Origin of the sequence: Streptomyces qinglanensis (genome assembly GCF_900111245.1) — a bacterium.
Taxonomy (GTDB): domain Bacteria; phylum Actinomycetota; class Actinomycetes; order Streptomycetales; family Streptomycetaceae; genus Streptomyces; species Streptomyces qinglanensis.
The window spans coordinates 179200-196139 of the sequence record NZ_FOGO01000002.1 but is presented as its reverse complement, the minus strand read 5'-3'; the positions used below and the strand labels follow the sequence as shown (position 1 = coordinate 196139).

Below are 16940 nucleotides of genomic sequence, written 5' to 3'. Positions count from 1 at the left end.
CCGAGTTCCGAAGGGCCGGGCGCATCCTGGGGATGCGCCCGGCCCTTCGGCTGTCCGCGCCCCCGCAGCCGCCGCGTCGGCCGGCACGTCCTCCCGCTCGCAGAACGCGACCGGTGCGCACCCAGGAGGACCGGTGCGCACCCCGGAGGGGCTTGATCCAGGGGCGGCGGGGCCTCGTGCACACGCTGCCCGGTCCTGGGCGCCCCCGATCCTCGTCAGGGTGCAAGCCGCTTGAGGCGTGCCACCGCCTCGTCCAGGAGGCTCTCCCGCTTGCAGAACGCGAAGCGGACATAGGGGGCGCCTTCCGCGGCGTGGTCGTAGAAGACCTGGGTGGGGACGGCGACGACGCCGACGCGCTCGGGGAGGGCGAGGCAGAAGGCGACCCCGTCGGTGGCGCCGAGCGGGCGGATGTCGGTGGTGATGAAGTAGGTGCCCTGGGGGCGGTGCACCGCGAAGCCCGCTTCCTGGAGGCCGCCGGCCAGCAGGTCCCGTCTGCGGCGCAGGCCCTCGCGCAGGTCGGTGTAGTAGCTGTCGGGCAGCGCCAGCGCTTCCGCGACCGCGTACTGGAAGGGCCCCGCCGACACGAACGTCAGATACTGCTTGGCCGCGCGTACGGCGGTCACCAGCGCGGGGGTGCCGGTGACCCAGCCGACCTTCCAGCCCGTGAAGGAGAACGTCTTGCCGCTGGAGGAGATGGTGACCGTGCGCTCCCGCATCCCCGGGAAGCTCGCCAGCGGATGGTGCGCGCCGTCGAACACCAGGTGCTCGTAGACCTCGTCGGTGACGGCGAGCAGGTCGCGCTCCACACACAGTTCGGCGACAGCGGCCAGTTCGTCGCGGCGCAGCACGGTGCCGGTCGGGTTGTGCGGGGTGTTGAGGAGGAGGAGCCGGGTGCGGTCGGTGACGGCGTCCCGCAGCTCGTCCAGGTCGAGGTGGTAGGCGCCGTCCCGGGGGCGCAGGGTGACGGGCACCCGGGTGCCGCCCGCCATCGCGATGGAGGCCGCGTAGGAGTCGTAGTACGGCTCCAGGGCGATGACCTCGTCCCCGGGTTCGACCAGCGCCAGCAGCGAGGCGGCGATGGCCTCGGTGGCGCCCGCGGTGACCAGCACCTCGGTGTCGGGGTCGTAGCGCAGGCCGTAGAAGCGCTGCTGGTGCTCGGCCACGGCGGTGCGCAGTTCGGGGATGCCGGGACCCGGCGGGTACTGGTTGCCCCGGCCGTCCCGCAGCGCGCGGACCGCGGCCTCCCGGACCTCCTCGGGGCCGTCCGTGTCGGGGAAGCCCTGGCCCAGGTTGATCGCGCCGGTCCGGACGGCGAGCGCGGACATCTCGGCGAAGATCGTGGTGCCGAATCCGGCGAGGCGGCGGTTGAGCAGCGGGCGCCCTTCGCCGGACTCCGTCCGGGCGGCGTCCGCGGCCCCCGGCGCTCCCGGGGCGGCGGCATGGCCAGCAGTCATGGCAGCCATCCTCCGGCAAGCTCTGGTCTTCCTCAACCCGGCATTGCCCACCCGCGGCAGCGGGCAGGAGCCGACTACGCCTGCGGACGGCAGCACGGTTGTACGAGAAGGGAATTGCCGTTCACAGAACTTCGAGGGGGAAGCGCCCATGTCCCAAGTTCTGGTGTTCGTCGGCATCGTCACCGCCTTCGCCCTCGTCGCGGTGCTCGCCAAGCCGGCCGTCTCCGGCCGCCCGCGGCGCCCTCCGCCCCGCCGCGGCGGCTCCCGGCGGGCCGGAGGCGGCCGCGGCAACCGCGGCGCGTACGACGGCGACATCCCGACCGGCGATGGTCCCGCGTACGGGGGCGGCGCTCCGCAGGGCGGGGACGCTTCGGGCGACGGCGACACCTCTCACGGCGACGCGTCGTACGGCGACGGCGACTGAAGCGCTCGCGCGGCCGGCGCGCAACGGAGCCCGCGCCCGTGCTCCGTGCTCGTGCTCCGTGCCCTGCGCTCGCGACCGGCAACCGTGCTCCGCGCCCGCGGTCGGCAAACGCGCCCCGCGCCCGCGCCCCCGCCCCGCCTTCCGCGCCCTGTGGCGCCCGCTCCGGAGCTCCGCGGGGGACCGGTGGCGGCCGAGCCGGAAGGGAACACATGACCTCATCCATACCTATGGGATGGAAATCCGTAGAACCTGGGTAAAAGCGCTGTGGGTACGGCGTTTCCGTGATTCGGTGAATCGTGAACTGTCGTCCCCGCGCCTCCTGGTCCCCGGCCCGGAGGCGCGGGAGATCGAGGGGTGGGGCGGCCCACTCCTCCCTGTGTGTCTGCGGAGCCGACCCATGCTCACCACTTTGAACACCGCCTACACCGACACCCGCGCGCACGACCTCGCCTGGGACCTGGGTCGTGCGCCGCTGCCCGCACTCGCCTGCATGGATGTCGAACTGGACGGCACCCATGTGCAGTTGCGGCTGCTGGGCGCCTCGCACCAGGTCCTGCTCGGCGACGAGTACGGCGGGTGCTGCGAGACCGTCGCCTGCCTGCCGGGCAGCAGTACCCCGCTCCCGCTGGGCGTCTCCAAACGCTTCACGGGGTGGGAGTACGAGTTCGCGGCCCGCGTCGAGCGGCTGTCGCCCAGCTCGTTCTCCGGGCGCGCGCAGGAGTTGCTCGCGCTGGTCGCGGACCATCCCAACGGTTTCGCGGGGACGTTCCCCGGGGCGCCGAGCGCCTTCACCGCGCTGCTCGTCCAGCGGCACGAGGGGCAGATCCGCTGGCGCACCTGGCATTCCTACCCGCAGGAGGGGTCGTTGGTCTCGACCCGGACCCGGGTGGCCACCCGGGCGCGAAGAGGTACGGGCGGAGCCGCGGGGCCGGAGGGTGCGTCCGTGATCCCGCTCCGCCGCGGTCCGGCCATGGCCTGAGGCGATCCGGCGGCACGTCCCCGTACACCCCGGTTCACCCCGGCACGGCTCGGCACGGCACGGCATGTCCCCATGTACCCCGGCACGGCTCGGTGCCCCGGCATGCCCCGGCGCCTCGGCACGGTCCCGCTCGTCCGGGCACGCTGTGTGCAGCGCGCCTGCCTCCGGGCCCTGCCCGGTGGGGGGCCGGTCACACCGGAAGCACTCATGTGAGTGACCTAAGGTGTCTATGATGTGACGTAGCGTGCACCCATGATCGACCGTCCACCGCCCTCCGTGGAGAGCCCGCGGCTGCCCGTCCCCGCGAGGTTCGGGCGCGGCCTGGTCCTCACCTCGGTGTTCGTGTGTGCGGCCTGCGGCCTCGTCTACGAACTCGAACTGGTCGCCGTGGCCTCCTCCCTGGTCGGGGACTCGGTCACCCAGGCGTCCGTCGTCCTGTCCGTGATGGTCTTCGCGATGGGCGTCGGCTCGCTGCTGGCCAAGCGGCTGCGCTGCCACGCCGCCGCGGGCTTCGGCTGTGTCGAGGCGCTGCTCGCGCTGGTCGGCGGCGGCTCGGCGATGGGGATGTACGCCTCCTTCGCCTGGCTGGGCGGAGCCCGGGTGGCGCTGGTCGTCATCTCCTTCACCATCGGAGTGCTGATCGGCGCGGAGATGCCGCTGCTGATGACCCTGATCCAGCGGATCCGTGCGCAGGACCCCGGTGGCGCCCTCGCCGACCTGTTCGCCGCCGACTACGTCGGTGCGCTGGTCGGCGGACTGACCTTCCCGTTCCTGCTGCTGCCGCTGGCCGGTGAGTTGACCGGTGCGCTGCTCACCGGGGTGGTGAACGCGGTGGCCGGGGGCCTGGTCGTGCAGTGGCTCTTCCGCCACGATCTGACGGGCCGGGTGCGCCGCCGGCTGCTGGCGACCAACGGCTGCGTGCTCCTCCTGCTGCTCGCGGGCACCGCGTTCACCGGACCGTTCGAACACGCCGCGCGGCAGGCGGTGTTCGGCGAGGACATACGGGTGGCCGTGCGCACCGACCGGCAGGAACTCGTCCTGACCGGCGGTGCGACCCGCAGCGAGTGGCCGGCGGCGGGCGAGTTGCGGCTGTTCCGGGACGGTGCGCTGGTGCTGCGGGGCCGCCGCGCCCGCGCCGAGTACCGGGCTCTGGTCCGGCCCGCGATGTCCGGCGGCCCGCGCGCCCGGGTGCTGATCGTCGGCGGCGGCGACGGGCTCGCGCTGCGCGAGGTGCTGCGCTATCCGGAGGTGCGCGAGGTCACGGTGGTGGAGAGCGACCCCGGCGTCGTACGGCTCGCGCGGCAGGACCCGGGCCTGCGCGCTCTCAACGGCGGAGCCCTGGACGACCGGCGCGTCCGGTTCGTGCGGGCCGACGGCTTCGACTGGCTGCGGGACCGGGTGCGCTCCGGGGCCGCCCCGTTCGACGTGGTGATCTCCGTGCTGGCCGCCCCGCGTGTCGCCGGTCCCGAGCTGTACTCGCAGGAGTTCTACGGCCTCGCGGAGCGCGTGCTCGCCGAGGAGGGACGCCTTTCCGTGCGGGCGGGCCCGCGCGCCGAGCGGGCCCGCGCCTTCTGGACCGTGCACGCCACCTTGCGGGCCGCCGAGCTGAGCCCCTGCCCCTACCCGGACGCCGCTGGGCGCGGCGGCTTCCTGCTGGCCCGGCATGCCCGGCCCGCGCCGCAGGACTGCCAACTGCCGGGGGGCCGGACCATCTCGCTGCCGGAGGGCGATCCGCAGGCCAGGGCCTCCACCCTGATGCACCCGCGCTATCCGGACTGACGGGCCGAAGGCGCCGGACGGGCCGAACGAGCTGAAGGCGCCGGACGGGCCGAACGGGCTGAAGGCGCCGGACGGGCCGAAGGTGCCGACTGTGCCGCACCGTCCGCATCGGCTGCGCACGGCCGGGGCCGTGCGGCGGCGGGACGGGCCGCCCAACACGGGCGCGGGAAGATGCGGCCCGGTCATATGTGCGGCGCAGCGCGGGGTAATAGGCTCCGGCCCATGGAGCACGAGGTGTACGTACCGCTTTCCGTCGGCTCGGTGCGGGCCGCTCTCACCGACAGCGCCCGTGTCGCCCGCTGCGTGCCTGGCTTCCAGCAGGAGCAGCAGGAGCAGCAGGAGCAGGCCGACGGGCGGGGGGCCGAGCGGGTGGCCGGCCGGTTGAAGGTCCGGATCGGTGGCTCGACCATCACCTACCGCGGCGCTCTCACCCTGACTCCGCACGGCGGCACCGGTGCTACGGCGGCTCCTGACGCGCTGGAGCGGCTGGAGGTCGAGGGCAGCGGCAGCGAAGCCCGCGGCGAGGGCACCGTCGAACTCGCGCTCTCCGTCGAGCCGCGGTCGGCCGACGACGGCGAGGGCACCGCGCTGGTCTGCGTCGGCACGGTGACCGGAACCGGCAGGCTCGCCGCGTTCGAACAGAAGACGGCCACGTCGGCGGGGGTGCGGCTGCTCGACAGGTTCGCCGCGGCCCTCGGCGACAGCATCCGCGCCGAACCGCCCGCGGGCAGCCCGGAGGCGGAGGCGCCCGGTGGTGGCGCGTCCGGCGACGGTGGACCGGAGGGCCGCGAGGGCCCGGTCGCGGGCGGCATCGGCGCACCCGGCGACAACGAGCGGGCGATTCCCGGCATCCCGGAGCCGGAACCGGAGCCGGAGCGCACCCCGCTGTTCGAGACCGAGGTGCCGCCCTCGTCGCTGGGTCGCGACGAGGAGTCGGAGCTCGACGCCGCCGAGGGAACGGGCGGGACAGCCGGGGCGGAGGAGCCGGACGGCCCCGAGGGGCTCGACGGCGGTCCGGAGGGGCTCAACGCGGAGGCCGCGCACGCCCGGCGCACGATGATCGGGCGCAGCGCGGAGGAGGTGGACCACGCCCCGCCGCGCGGCCGCTACGCCCCGGTCCCGGCGCCGGAGCAGGGGTCGGCGACCGCCACTCTGCGCTGGGCCGCACCGGCCGCCGCCGCCGTGGTCGCGGGCGCTGTCGTACTCGGCCGGGTGCTGCGGCGACGGCGCTGACAGCGGGTCTTGCGGCGGGGTTGCTGACACCGCCGTTATGGTCGCTGTATGACTGATCTGCCCACCTCCGCAGAAGCCACGTCCGTTGTGCTCAGCGCCCAGGGGACCGAGGTGTCGGTCGAACCCGGGCGCGGGTGCCGGCTCGCCTCCCTCCGGGTGGGCGGCACCGAACTCCTGCGCCAGGGGCCTCGGTACGGCTCCTTCGTGATGGCGCCCTGGTGCGGCCGTACGGCGCAGGGACGGTTCCGCAACGGCGGAGAGATGTTCCAACTCCCGCTGAACGGGGGCAGCTCCCGGCCGGAGGCCGGGGCAGGCCCGCACGCCCTCCACGGCACCGTCCGCGACGCGGTCTGGCGTCAGACGCCCGGCGGCACCGACACCAAGGCGTCCTTCACCTACGACCTGACCGACCCCTGGCCCTGGGAGGGCCGGGTGACCCAGGTCGTCGAGCTCGCCGAGGACGGCGGTTCGCTCACCCTCAAGCTCGCCGTCGAGACCTTCGACGTCTCCTTCCCGGCGCAGGCCGGGTGGCATCCCTGGTTCCTGCGCAATCTCGGCCAGGGCGGGGAGGACGTCCGGCTCGACTTCTCGCCGGAGTGGCAGGAGGAGCGGGGCGAGGACCATATCCCGACCGGTAAGCGGATCGCGCCGCAGCCGGGGCCGTGGGACGACTGCTTCGGGATGCCGGGCGGTGTGGACGCCACCCTCACCTGGCCCTCCGAGCTGTCTTTGCGGATCACCTCGCGCGCCGAGTACGTGGTGGTCTACGACGAGCCCGCGGAGGCCGTCTGCGTGGAGCCGCAGAGCGGCCCGCCCAACGGGCTCAACTCCCACCCGCGCCAGGTGACCCCGCTCGACCCGCTGGAGCTGACGACCACGTGGAGCTGGCAGCGGCTGTAGGTGGTGGTGCCGGGGTGCGGGCCGGGGGCGCATAGGCTGAGGTCTCATGAATGACGACGTGCGCGCCGCGCTGCTGCGGCAGATCAAGGACAAGGCCGTGGTGCACGGCCGCGTCACCCTCTCCTCGGGTGCGGAGGCCGACTTCTACGTCGACCTCCGCCGGGTCACCCTGGACGGGGAGTCGGCGCCCCTCGCGGGCCAGGTGATGCTGGACGTGACGGAGCACCTGGACTTCGACGCGGTGGGCGGCCTCACGCTGGGGGCCGACCCGGTCGCGACGGCGATGCTGCACGCCGCCGCCGCCCGCGGCCGGCACCTCGACGCATTCGTGGTCCGCAAGGCGGGCAAGGCGCACGGGCTGCAGCGCCGGATCGAGGGCCCGGATGTCGCGGGGCGCCGGGTGCTGATCGTCGAGGACACCTCGACGACGGGGAACTCGCCGCTGACCGCTGTCGAGGCGGCCCGGCAGGCGGGTGCCGAGGTGGTCGCCGTGGCGACCATCGTGGAGCGCGGTGCGGCCGGGGCGATGGAGCGGGCCGGAGTGTCGTACGTCCATGCGTTCGATTTGTCCGATCTCGAACTGGCCTGAGCTTCCGGTCCGTCCGCGGCCGCGGTTTCACGTGAAACGCATTCGGGTGGAATGCGTGCGGGTGGAACGCGGCTAGTGCACCGCACCACGCATTAAGTGCATTTGTGAACTCACCCGTCCGGAGCATCCGGCCCCGTCTGGGAAGATGGGCACGACGATGACGTCGTTCCGTTGAGCCGAAGCCGGATCACCACGCACCCCCAAGGAGCGGTCTCATGCCCATCGCAACCCCCGAGATCTACAACGAGATGCTCGACAGGGCGAAGGAGGGCACGTTCGCCTACCCCGCCATCAACGTCACCTCGTCGCAGACGCTGCACGCCGCGCTCCGCGGCTTCGCCGAGGCGGAGAGCGACGGCATCGTTCAGATCTCCACGGGCGGGGCCGAGTTCCTGGGCGGGCAGTACAGCAAGGACATGGTCAGCGGTGCGGTCGCGCTCGCCGAGTTCGCGCACATCGTCGCGAAGAAGTACCCGGTGAACATCGCCCTGCACACCGACCACTGCCCCAAGGACAAGCTCGACGGCTACGTCCGCCCGCTGCTGGCGGTCTCCCGCGAGCGGGTGCAGCGCGGCGAGAACCCGCTCTTCCAGTCCCACATGTGGGACGGGTCCGCCGAGACCCTCAAGGACAACCTGGCGATCGGCCAGGAGCTGCTCGCCGAGGCGGCCGCCGCCAAGATCATCCTTGAGGTCGAGATCACCCCGACCGGTGGCGAGGAGGACGGCGTCACCCACGAGATCAACGACGAGCTGTACACCACGGTCGAGGACGCCGTCCGCACCGCCGAGGCGCTCGGCCTCGGCGACAAGGGCCGCTACCTGCTCGCCGCCTCCTTCGGCAACGTGCACGGCGTCTACAAGCCGGGCAACGTGGTGCTCCGCCCCGAACTGCTCAAGGACCTCCAGCAGGGCGTCTCCGAGAAGTTCGACAAGCCCGCGGGCAGCCAGCCGTTCGACTTCGTCTTCCACGGCGGCTCCGGCTCCACCGAGGAGGAGATCGCCACCGCGCTGCAGAACGGCGTGGTGAAGATGAACCTCGACACCGACACCCAGTACGCCTTCACCCGACCGGTCGCCGCGCACATGTTCAGCAACTACGACGGCGTGCTGAAGATCGACGGCGAGGTCGGCAACAAGAAGGTCTACGACCCGCGGAGCTGGGGCAAGGCCGCCGAGAAGGGGATGGCCGAGCGCGTCCTGACCGCCTGCGGCAACCTCCGCTCCACCGGCACCCGCCTGAAGTAGCACCGCGCGCGCCCGCGACGCCCCGCGCCCGCCCGCGACGCCCCGCGCGGGCGCGGTGGGCCCCGCGCGGCAGGCGCGACGGCACGCGCCCTCCGGAAAGGCCCCCGGCGGTACGCCGGGGGCCTTTCCGCGTCCGGGCCACGGGTGGGGCGGCGCGGTGTCCGCTGCGCGGACAGGTACAGGCACACTGGGGCCATGGCCATTCACGAGAACCTGCTCGGGGGTCCGCCCCCGACCCACCTCCCCGACGACCCCGGGCCGCGCGAGCTGCTCGCCGCCGGGACGGCGCCCTCCGAGGTCGCCGCGCAGTACCCCACCTCGTCGCTGGCGTGGGCACAGCTCGCCGACGACGCGTTCGAGGCGGGCCGCGTCGTGGAGTCGTACGCCTACGCGCGCACCGGCTACCACCGGGGGCTGGACGCGCTGCGCCGGAACGGCTGGAAGGGGCACGGGCCCGTGCCGTTCGAGCACGAGCCGAACCGCGGCTTCCTGCGCGCGCTGCACGCCCTCGCGCGTGCGGCCGAGGCGATCGGGGAGCAGGATGAGTACGAGCGCTGCTCCTCCTTCCTGAAGGAGAGCTCGCCCACCGCTGCCGCGACCCTGGGCTGAGCCCGCGGGCCGGTGGCCTGCGGGAGCACGGCGGCGGTGAGGATGCCTCTGTACAGCGGTGACCTTGCCGCCGCCGCCGCGTAGCGCGCATGATGCCCAGTGGGCCCGCAGGGGCCCGAGGGGACCGGGGCTCCGATGTCTATCCGGAAGGGGCGGACCGCTACCCGGACGCACAGTGAGTGGAGACAGCGATGTCACACGACCCCGATGCCCCGGTACTGGATTTCGCGGGCACCACACCGTACGAGGACTACGTCCGCGCCGACGTCCTCACCCACCTCCAGGAGCCGCTCTCCGACGATCCCGGGGAGCTGGCGTTCCTCGTCACCACCCAGGTGATGGAACTGTGGTTCACCGTCATCGTGCACGAGTGGCAGACGGCCGCCGCGGCGCTGCGGCGGGACGACACCGAGGGCGCGCTGGCGGCCCTGAAGCGCTCCACCCACGAGCTGCGGTCGCTCAACGCCTCCTGGGAGCCGCTGGCGCATCTCACCCCGGCCCAGTTCAACGCCTACCGGGCGGCGCTGGGGGACGGGTCCGGATTCCAGTCCGCGATGTACCGGCGGATGGAGTTCCTGCTGGGCGAGAAGTCGGCCTCCATGCTGGTCCCGCACCGGGGGGCGCCGCGGGTGCACGCCGAGCTGGAGAAGGCGCTCCAGGAGCCGAGCCTCTACGACGAGGCGCTGCGGTTCCTGGCCCGGCACGGCGCGGAGGTCCCCGAGGCGGTGCTGCGCCGGGACGTCGCCGCCCGGTACGAGCCCGACCCGGGGGTCGAGGCGGTCTGGGTGCGCGTCTACGCGGGGGACCCGGGCTCCGCTGCGCACCGGCTGGGCGAGGCGCTGACCGAGGTCGCCGAGCTGGTGTGGCGCTGGCGCAACGACCATCTCGTGGCCACCCGCAGGGCGATGGGCGCCAAGGTCGGCACCGGCGGCTCGTCCGGGGTCGCCTGGCTGGAGAAGCGGGCGGCCAAACAGGTGTTCCCCGAACTGTGGACGGCGCGCAGCCATGTCTGACCGCGGACCCGTCGAAGCCGCGGACGCGCTTGCCGCCGGGAGCCCGGCCGCCGAGGACCCGGCCGCGGCCGGCGAAGGCCCGGCCGCGGTGGGACCGGCCGCCGAGGCGCTCGCCGCGGAAGCACTGGCCCTGGACGCGGCCGACCCGCTCGCCGCGCTGCGGGAGCGGTTCGTGCTCGACCCCGCCACCGTCTACCTCGACGGGAACTCCCTGGGCGCGCTGCCCAAGGCCGTCGAGGCGCGGCTCGCGGACGTCGTCTCCCGCGAGTGGGGCCGGCTGCGGATCCGCTCGTGGGAGGAGTCCGGCTGGTGGACGATGCCGGAGCGGGTCGGCGAGCTGGTGGCGCCGCTCATCGGGGCCGGACCGGGGCAGGTCGTCGTCTCCGACTCGACGAGTGTGAACCTCCTCAAGGCGCTGGTCGGCGCGGTCCGGATCGCACGGGAACAGGCCCCTGACCGCGGCGAGCTGCTGGTGGACGCGGCGACCTTCCCCACCGACGGCTACATCGCCGAGTCCGCGGCCCGCCTCACCGGTTGCACGGTGCGCGCCGTACCGCCTGAGGAGGTACCCGCCGCGCTGGGCCCGCGTACCGCGGCCGTGCTGCTCAACCACGTCGACTACCGCACCGGAGAGCTCCGCGCGCTGCCCGCGCTCACGTCCGCCGCGCACGCGGCGGGGGCCCTGGCGGTCTGGGACCTGTGCCACAGCGCCGGTGCGCTGCCCGTGGACCTGGACGCGCACGGTGTGGACTTCGCGGTGGGGTGCACCTACAAGTTCCTGAACGGCGGGCCCGGTTCGCCCGCCTTCCTCTACGTGCGCGGCGCCCTGCAGGACCGGTTCGACTCCCCGCTGCCCGGCTGGAACTCGCACGCGGACCCGTTCGCCATGGCACCGGACTACACGCCGGCGAGCGGTGCGGTACGCGGCCGGGTGGGCACCCCCGACATCCTCTCGATGGCCGCGCTGGAGACCTCGCTCGGCGTCTGGGACGGGGTCGGGATCCGGGACGTGCGGGCCAAGTCGCTGGCGCTCACGGACTTCTTCCTGCGCTGTGTCGCCGCCCACGCGGGCGGCGGCGCCGTCGGTGTCCGGTCCCTGACACCGGCCGAACACGCCCGGCGCGGCAGCCAGGTGGCGCTGCTGTGCGATCCGCCGGAGCAGGCGGAAGCGGTGATGAAGGAGCTGATCGCGCGCGGCGTCGTCGGCGATTTCCGCCGCCCCGGTGTCCTGCGCTTCGGATTCACCCCGCTCTACACTTCGTACCGGGACGCCGAGCGCGCTGCCCGCGTCCTGGGCGAAGTGATCGGGGGAGCACGATGAGCCAGGACGAGGAGAAGACGCTGCTGGCCCTCCCGGCCGCAGCCCCGGAACGCCAGGAGCGGTACGGGCCGCACCCCTCGCAGGTCGTCGATCTGTACGGGGAGGGTGCGCCCGGCGGCCGGGTGGTGCTGCTGCACGGCGGCTTCTGGCGCGAGCAGTGGGACCGCCGCCATCTGTCGCCGTTCGCCGCGGCGCTGGCGGGCCAGGGCATACCGGTGGCGCTGGTCGAGTACCGCAGGGTGGGCGGAGGCGGCGGCTGGCCCGCCACCGCCGAGGACATCGGCGCCGCGCTCGACCTGCTGGGCGCTCCGCCCAGCGTGCTGTTCGGCCACTCGGCGGGCGGGCACCTCGCGCTGTGGGCCGCGGCCGCGCGGGAGCGGGCCGCCGGGCGGGTGGTGGTGGCGGCGCCCGTCGCCGACCTGGAGCGGGCCCATGCGACGCGGCTGAACGGCGGAGTCGTCTCGGACTTCCTCGGGGGCGAGGCGCAGGTCGCCTCGGCGCTGGGGGAGGCGGACCCGATGCGGCTGCTGCCCCGCACGCCGGTGGAGATCCTGCACGGCACCGCCGATCAGGAGGTGCCCATCGAGCTGTCCCGCCGCTACGCCAACAACTGGGGCGCCCGGCTGCACCTGCTGCCCGGCGTGGGCCACTACGCGCCCATCATCCCGCGCACCCCGGCCTTCGACGTGCTCGTCAGGGCGCTGCGCTGACCGACCCCGCGGCGCGGGTGCCCGCTCGCGTCCGCGCCGCACACGCGTCCGGCCCCGCGGTGTGCGGGGCCGGAGCGGGCGCGGGCGCGCGGGGCGCCCTCATGAGCGGTGGGCTCAGTCGAGCTCGAGCTCGCCGATGGCGAGACCGCTGTTGATGTTCGTCACCACGTTGTCGTGGATGTGGTTGCTCTGGAACGACTTGACGGTCGTGGTGTCGTTGTCGCTGCTGCTCACTCGCGCGTTCAGGACGTGGTGGCTGAAGTCCTGCGCGTACGAGGTCCAGGAGTTGCCGGCGAAGGCGGTGCCCGCCGAGCCGAGGACGGCGGCGGTCGCCAGGACGGCGGCTGCGGTCGCGGTGCGGATGCGCATGGGTGCTCCTTGCGGGTCTGGTGCGCGGTCTCGCGCGGTTCTGGCTGTGCGTCGAGACCTGTTCCACACCACGCACCGGAACGATCATCATTAGTCCGTACGTGCTGCTCATCTACCTCGCACGGGCGCCTACCGGTCGTCCGGCGCCTGAGCCGACCGGGGGTGCGCGAGGGGCCGTCCGGCCACCCCGGCACACTTCCGTCATGCACACAGGCATGCACACGAACGTGCACACGGAGCGGACGAACGCGGCGCGGGCCGCTGCGGCAGCGCGCGACACGGACCCGGCAGGGCCGATCGGCGTCGGCGTCACCCTGGGGCTCTTCGCCGCATGGGCGCTGCACGACGCGGAGGAGGTCGCCATGGTGCCCCGCTGGACCCGGACCCGGGTGCCCGAGCTGCGGGAGCGGATACCCGGCGTGCCCGAGGCGGTGTGGGAGCGGCTGGAGTCGCTGGACGGCCGCCGGTTCGCCACCGCCGTCGGCGTCATGGCCGTCATCGTGGCGGCCGCCGCGGCCGACGGGCATCGTACGGGCGGGCGCAGCGGCTTCTACCAGGGGGCGCTCACCGGATTCGGGCTGCACGGCCTCGTCCACCTGGCGCAGGCGGCCGCCTTCCGCGGCTACACCCCCGGTTCGGTGACCTCGCCGCTGCTGGTCGTCCCGTTCACGGTCTGGGCCCGCAGGCGGCTTCGGGACGCGGGCGTCCTCCGTCCGGCCACCTCTCGCGACATCGCCGTCGGCCTCGCCACCGCCGCCGCCGCGACCGCGCTCTCGCACGGTGCGGCGGACCGGCTGCTGCGGCCCCGGCGCGGCCGGAGGGGTCAGCGGGCGTAGTTCTTCAGCGTCTCCGTCTGCAGCGCGAACCCGACCGGCTCGGGGAGCATCACCTCTTCACCGAAGGACGCGGTGTGCAGGTCGCGGTAGCGGCCCGCTTCCTGGTCCGGGTTGGTGTGGACCACGACTTCTTACCGGTCGCGGTCGACGAGGAGACAGACCGGGATGCCGGCTGCGGCGTACGCGGCCGGCTTCTCCTGCCGGTCGCGCCGGTCGGTGTCGGAGTCGTAGGAGGTGACCTCCACGGTCATCAGCACACCCGCGGGATCGGCCCACTCGCCTTGGTCCACGAAATAGTCGATGGGTACCAGGGCCCGTCCGGGCGTGCCCTCCCCTTCCGATAGGTGAGATCTTCACACTTTCACTCGCACGGACGAACGGCGCGCGTCCCAGGCGTCGCCGAGGACGCACACGCCGACCGCCACCGCCAGGAACGCCGCGGCGGCGGCGAGCAGCGCCGTCTCGTAGTAGCCGCCGCTCATCACCTGTGCCGCACCCCAACCGGCGGCGGTGCCCGCGACCGCGGCGGCGGCCAGCCGCAGCAGCAGCCGCCCGGGAGTGGCCGTCCCGGCGGCCGCGGTGAGCGTGTCCCGCAGCGCGAGAGCCGCGGCCACCGCGCCGAGCAGCAGTCCGGCACCGGCCGCCAGCGCCGGGGTGCCGAAGACGACGCCGTACCGCACGGCCAGGGCCGGGGCGAAGAACAGCAGCAGGAAGCGGCGCAGGGCGTGGCCGAGGAAGGCGACGGCGGGGCCCGCGTCCGCGCCGGTGCGCAACCGCCGGTCGGCCGCCCGGCACCCGGCGAGGACGAGGGCGCATCCGGCGACCAAGGGCAGCCGCGCCTCCAGCCGCCCCAGGTTGTAGAGGAGCAGCGTGTCGTAGGCGAGCAGGACGAGCCCGCCGAAGGAGGCGAGGGACCCGAGGAAGAGCAGCAGCCGCCCCGCGGACAGCGGCACCGGGTCCGGTTCCGGCGTGCGGCCGGGTGCCCGGCGTCGGGCCGCCGCCGCCAGCAGCGGGGGTGTCACGAGCGCGGACGCGCACCGGATCAGCAGGTCGTCCGTGGTCCACGGGTTGCGCAGGTCCCATTCGACGGCGCAGAAGACGGCCGTGTACGCGAGCGCGGCCACCACCAGCAGCGGGGAGGCCGGCACTTGGCGGTACAGCCGGTCGTCCAGCCAGCGCAGCACCACCGCGAAGGCCAGCAGTACGAGCGGGAGTTCGAGGGCGGCCTGGACCCGCAGCACGGAGCCGGCCAGCGCCTCCGGCCAGGGCCAGTGCGCCGCGAGCCGGGTCGGCGGCCAGTCCGCTGCGGGCAGTTCGAACCAGCCGGGCGGCAGATACCGCGCCACGAAGCCGGGGTCGCCGCCGTGCACCTGCCGGATGTACACCACGACGGCGATCTGGTTCACCAGTACCGCGCCGACCAGCAGTCCGAGCAGACCGAGCGGTCCCGGCACCCGGCGGGACCGGCCGGCACCGGGCGCGGGCCTGCTCCGCCGCCGCTGCCGGGCACGCGCACCGTGCGGCAGCCCGGCCGACGGCCCGGCCGACGGCTCCGCGCGCGGGCCGGGCAGCCACCGGGCTGCCGCGACGGGCGGGAGCCGGGTGGCGAGGGCGAGGGAGAGGAGCACCGACACGACGACGGTGCCGTCCACGGCGAGCTGCACGCGGGGCAGCGTAGTGGCCCGGCCCGCAGCCGCACGGACCGGGCCGTGCGACTGCGGGCCGGGACCGTGCGGCTGCGGGCCGGGGGTGGCTCAGAGGAAGGAGTTGATCTCGATCGTCTCGTCGCGGCCCGGACCGACGCCGATGGCGGAGATGGGGGCTCCGGACATCTCCTCCAGCGTCTTCACGTACGCCTGGGCGTTCTTGGGGAGGTCACCGAAGGTCTTCGCCTTGGTGATGTCCTCGCTCCAGCCCGGCAGGTACTCGTAGACCGGCTGAGCGTGGTGGAAGTCGCTCTGGTTGTAGGGGAGCTCGGTGGTGCGCTCGCCGTCGATCTCGTAGGCGACGCACACCGGGATCTGCTCCCAGCCGGTGAGCACGTCCAGCTTGGTGAGGAAGAAGTCGGTCAGCCCGTTGACGCGGGTCGCGTAGCGGGCGATGACCGCGTCGAACCAGCCGCAGCGCCGGTTGCGGCCCGTGGTGACGCCGAACTCGCCGCCGATCCGGCGCAGCGCCTCGCCGTCGTCGTCGAACAGCTCCGTCGGGAACGGCCCCGCGCCCACCCGCGTGGTGTACGCCTTCAGGATGCCGATGACCCGGTTGATCTTCGTCGGACCGACGCCGGCGCCGGTGCAGGCGCCGCCCGCGGTCGGGTTGGAGGAGGTGACGAACGGGTAGGTGCCGTGGTCCACGTCCAGCAGCGTGCCCTGGCCGCCCTCGAACAGGACGACCTTGCCCTCGTCGATGGCGTCGTTGAGGATCAGCGTGGTGTCCGCGACGAAGCCCTTGAGCTGCTCCGCGTAGCCCAGCAGCTCCTCGGCCGCCTGCTGCGGGGAGATCGCGCGGCGGTTGTAGAGCTTGGCGAGCACCTGGTTCTTGAAGTCGAGCGCGGCCTCGACCTTCTGCAGCAGGATCGACTCGTCGAACAGGTCCTGGACCCGGATGCCGACCCGGTTGATCTTGTCGGCGTAGCTCGGGCCGATGCCCCGGCCGGTGGTGCCGATCCGGCGCTTGCCCAGGAACCGTTCCGTCGTCTTGTCGAGCGTCGCGTGATACGGCGTGATCAGGTGCGCGTTACCGCTCACCAGCAGCTTGGAGGTGTCGACGCCGCGCTCCTGGAGCCCGCTCAGCTCGGAGAGCAGGACCGAGGGGTCGACGACGACGCCGTTGCCGATGACCGGGGTGCACCCCGGCGAGAGGATCCCGGAAGGGAGGAGATGCAGCGCGTACTTCTGGTCGCCGACGACGACCGTGTGGCCGGCGTTGTTGCCGCCCTGGTAGCGCACCACATAGTCCACGGAGCCGCCGAGCAGGTCGGTGGCCTTTCCCTTGCCTTCGTCACCCCACTGAGCACCGAGCAGCACAAGTGCGGGCACAGGCGTACACCCCTTCCGGGCGGGGCATGTCCCACGTGCGGTGGCGCCGATCGGCACCCTCGCAAGAGCCGCAGTCCGGTACCCCAGATAGAGGAAGCCCCTGGCGCAACAGCGGCAGGGGCTCTTGCACCGAGAGATTACCGAACAATTCTCCCGGGTGACGAACAGGGGAGTGCTCCGGCCCGGACGGGCGTACGAACCAGTACCGCCTCAGCACCGTCAGTACGCGTCTGTACCCGTCAGTGCCCGCCAGTACCTGTCAAGAACCCGTTGGAACCCGTCAGTACCTGTCAGAACCCGTCTGTGTCAGTCAGTACTCGTCAGTACCCGTCAGTACCCGTCGGAACCCGTCGGAACCCGTCGGAACCACCGACCGGGACCGTCCCTACCACCCGTCGGAACCATCCGGATCCCCCTCCGGATTCATGAGGAAGGACCG

At 73.4% G+C, this 16940-nt stretch carries 16 protein-coding genes and 1 pseudogene; 12 read left to right on the top strand and 5 right to left on the bottom strand.

The features are described 5' to 3' along the window. Nucleotides 1-215: 215 nt before the first annotated feature. A complete protein-coding gene (locus BMX65_RS05140) occupies nucleotides 216-1454 on the bottom strand; it encodes a pyridoxal phosphate-dependent aminotransferase (RefSeq protein WP_275435163.1) in 1239 nt (412 codons plus the stop codon). A gap of 148 nt (nucleotides 1455-1602) precedes the next feature. Here BMX65_RS05140 and BMX65_RS05135 point away from each other — a divergent pair, with 148 nt between their 5' ends. From BMX65_RS05135 to BMX65_RS05085, 11 genes are all read left to right on the top strand, one after another. Continuing rightward, on the top strand, nucleotides 1603-1878 hold the full coding sequence (locus BMX65_RS05135) for a hypothetical protein (protein WP_074998946.1): 276 nt from the start codon (nucleotides 1603-1605) through the stop codon (nucleotides 1876-1878). Between the two features lie 397 nt (nucleotides 1879-2275). After that, nucleotides 2276-2857 carry a DUF2617 family protein gene (locus tag BMX65_RS05130; protein ID WP_074998945.1) on the top strand — a complete coding sequence of 194 codons (582 nt, stop codon included), beginning with the start codon at nucleotides 2276-2278 and terminating at the stop codon, nucleotides 2855-2857. A gap of 252 nt (nucleotides 2858-3109) precedes the next feature. Continuing rightward, nucleotides 3110-4636 carry a polyamine aminopropyltransferase gene (locus BMX65_RS05125; protein WP_074998944.1) on the top strand — a complete coding sequence of 509 codons (1527 nt, stop codon included), beginning with the start codon at nucleotides 3110-3112 and terminating at the stop codon, nucleotides 4634-4636. Nucleotides 4637-4858: 222 nt separating this feature from the next. Then, nucleotides 4859-5869 (top strand): SRPBCC family protein, encoded by a 1011-nt coding sequence (locus BMX65_RS05120; protein WP_079171701.1) that lies wholly within the window; start codon nucleotides 4859-4861, stop codon nucleotides 5867-5869. 48 nt (nucleotides 5870-5917) lie between these two features. Then, a complete protein-coding gene (locus BMX65_RS05115; RefSeq protein ID WP_074998943.1) occupies nucleotides 5918-6769 on the top strand; it encodes an aldose epimerase family protein in 852 nt (283 codons plus the stop codon). A gap of 46 nt (nucleotides 6770-6815) precedes the next feature. Next, nucleotides 6816-7358, top strand: coding sequence for an orotate phosphoribosyltransferase (pyrE, locus tag BMX65_RS05110; protein WP_074998942.1), 543 nt, complete (start codon nucleotides 6816-6818; stop codon nucleotides 7356-7358). Nucleotides 7359-7573: 215 nt separating this feature from the next. Further along, complete coding sequence (gene fbaA / locus BMX65_RS05105; RefSeq protein ID WP_074998941.1) at nucleotides 7574-8605, top strand: class II fructose-bisphosphate aldolase; 1032 nt, start codon at nucleotides 7574-7576, stop codon at nucleotides 8603-8605. A gap of 195 nt (nucleotides 8606-8800) precedes the next feature. Beyond that, nucleotides 8801-9214: a DUF3151 domain-containing protein gene (locus BMX65_RS05100; protein ID WP_074998940.1), complete on the top strand. Its 414-nt coding sequence runs from the start codon at nucleotides 8801-8803 to the stop codon at nucleotides 9212-9214. A 191-nt stretch (nucleotides 9215-9405) separates the two neighbouring features. After that, a complete protein-coding gene (locus tag BMX65_RS05095) occupies nucleotides 9406-10227 on the top strand; it encodes a tryptophan 2,3-dioxygenase family protein (RefSeq protein WP_074998939.1) in 822 nt (273 codons plus the stop codon). Beyond that, nucleotides 10220-11548 carry a kynureninase gene (gene kynU, locus BMX65_RS05090; protein ID WP_239502029.1) on the top strand — a complete coding sequence of 443 codons (1329 nt, stop codon included), beginning with the start codon at nucleotides 10220-10222 and terminating at the stop codon, nucleotides 11546-11548. Before BMX65_RS05095 ends, kynU begins: the two co-directional genes overlap by 8 nt. Continuing rightward, a complete protein-coding gene (locus tag BMX65_RS05085; protein ID WP_074998938.1) occupies nucleotides 11545-12258 on the top strand; it encodes an alpha/beta hydrolase family protein in 714 nt (237 codons plus the stop codon). The genes kynU and BMX65_RS05085 overlap by 4 nt, the downstream gene beginning before the upstream one ends. A 114-nt stretch (nucleotides 12259-12372) precedes the next feature. On the opposite strand, the gene BMX65_RS05080 is transcribed toward BMX65_RS05085, so the two are convergent. Then, a complete protein-coding gene (locus BMX65_RS05080) occupies nucleotides 12373-12627 on the bottom strand; it encodes a hypothetical protein (protein ID WP_074998937.1) in 255 nt (84 codons plus the stop codon). A gap of 203 nt (nucleotides 12628-12830) precedes the next feature. Here BMX65_RS05080 and BMX65_RS05075 point away from each other — a divergent pair, with 203 nt between their 5' ends. Next, nucleotides 12831-13463 carry an HXXEE domain-containing protein gene (locus BMX65_RS05075; RefSeq protein ID WP_398761178.1) on the top strand — a complete coding sequence of 211 codons (633 nt, stop codon included), beginning with the start codon at nucleotides 12831-12833 and terminating at the stop codon, nucleotides 13461-13463. Here BMX65_RS05075 and BMX65_RS31215 read toward each other — a convergent pair. From BMX65_RS31215 to BMX65_RS05060, 3 genes and pseudogenes are all read right to left on the bottom strand, one after another. Beyond that, a pseudogene (locus BMX65_RS31215) lies at nucleotides 13451-13806 on the bottom strand (Uma2 family endonuclease); the annotation flags it as partial. The gene BMX65_RS05075 and the pseudogene BMX65_RS31215 sit on opposite strands and share 13 nt — an antisense overlap. A 10-nt stretch (nucleotides 13807-13816) precedes the next feature. Beyond that, the gene (locus tag BMX65_RS05065; protein WP_074998936.1) at nucleotides 13817-15127 is read right to left on the bottom strand and encodes a hypothetical protein; all 1311 of its coding nucleotides are present in this window, start codon (nucleotides 15125-15127) and stop codon (nucleotides 13817-13819) included. 90 nt (nucleotides 15128-15217) lie between these two features. Then, on the bottom strand, nucleotides 15218-16501 hold the full coding sequence (locus BMX65_RS05060) for an adenylosuccinate synthase (RefSeq protein ID WP_074998935.1): 1284 nt from the start codon (nucleotides 16499-16501) through the stop codon (nucleotides 15218-15220). Nucleotides 16502-16940: the final 439 nt, after the last annotated feature.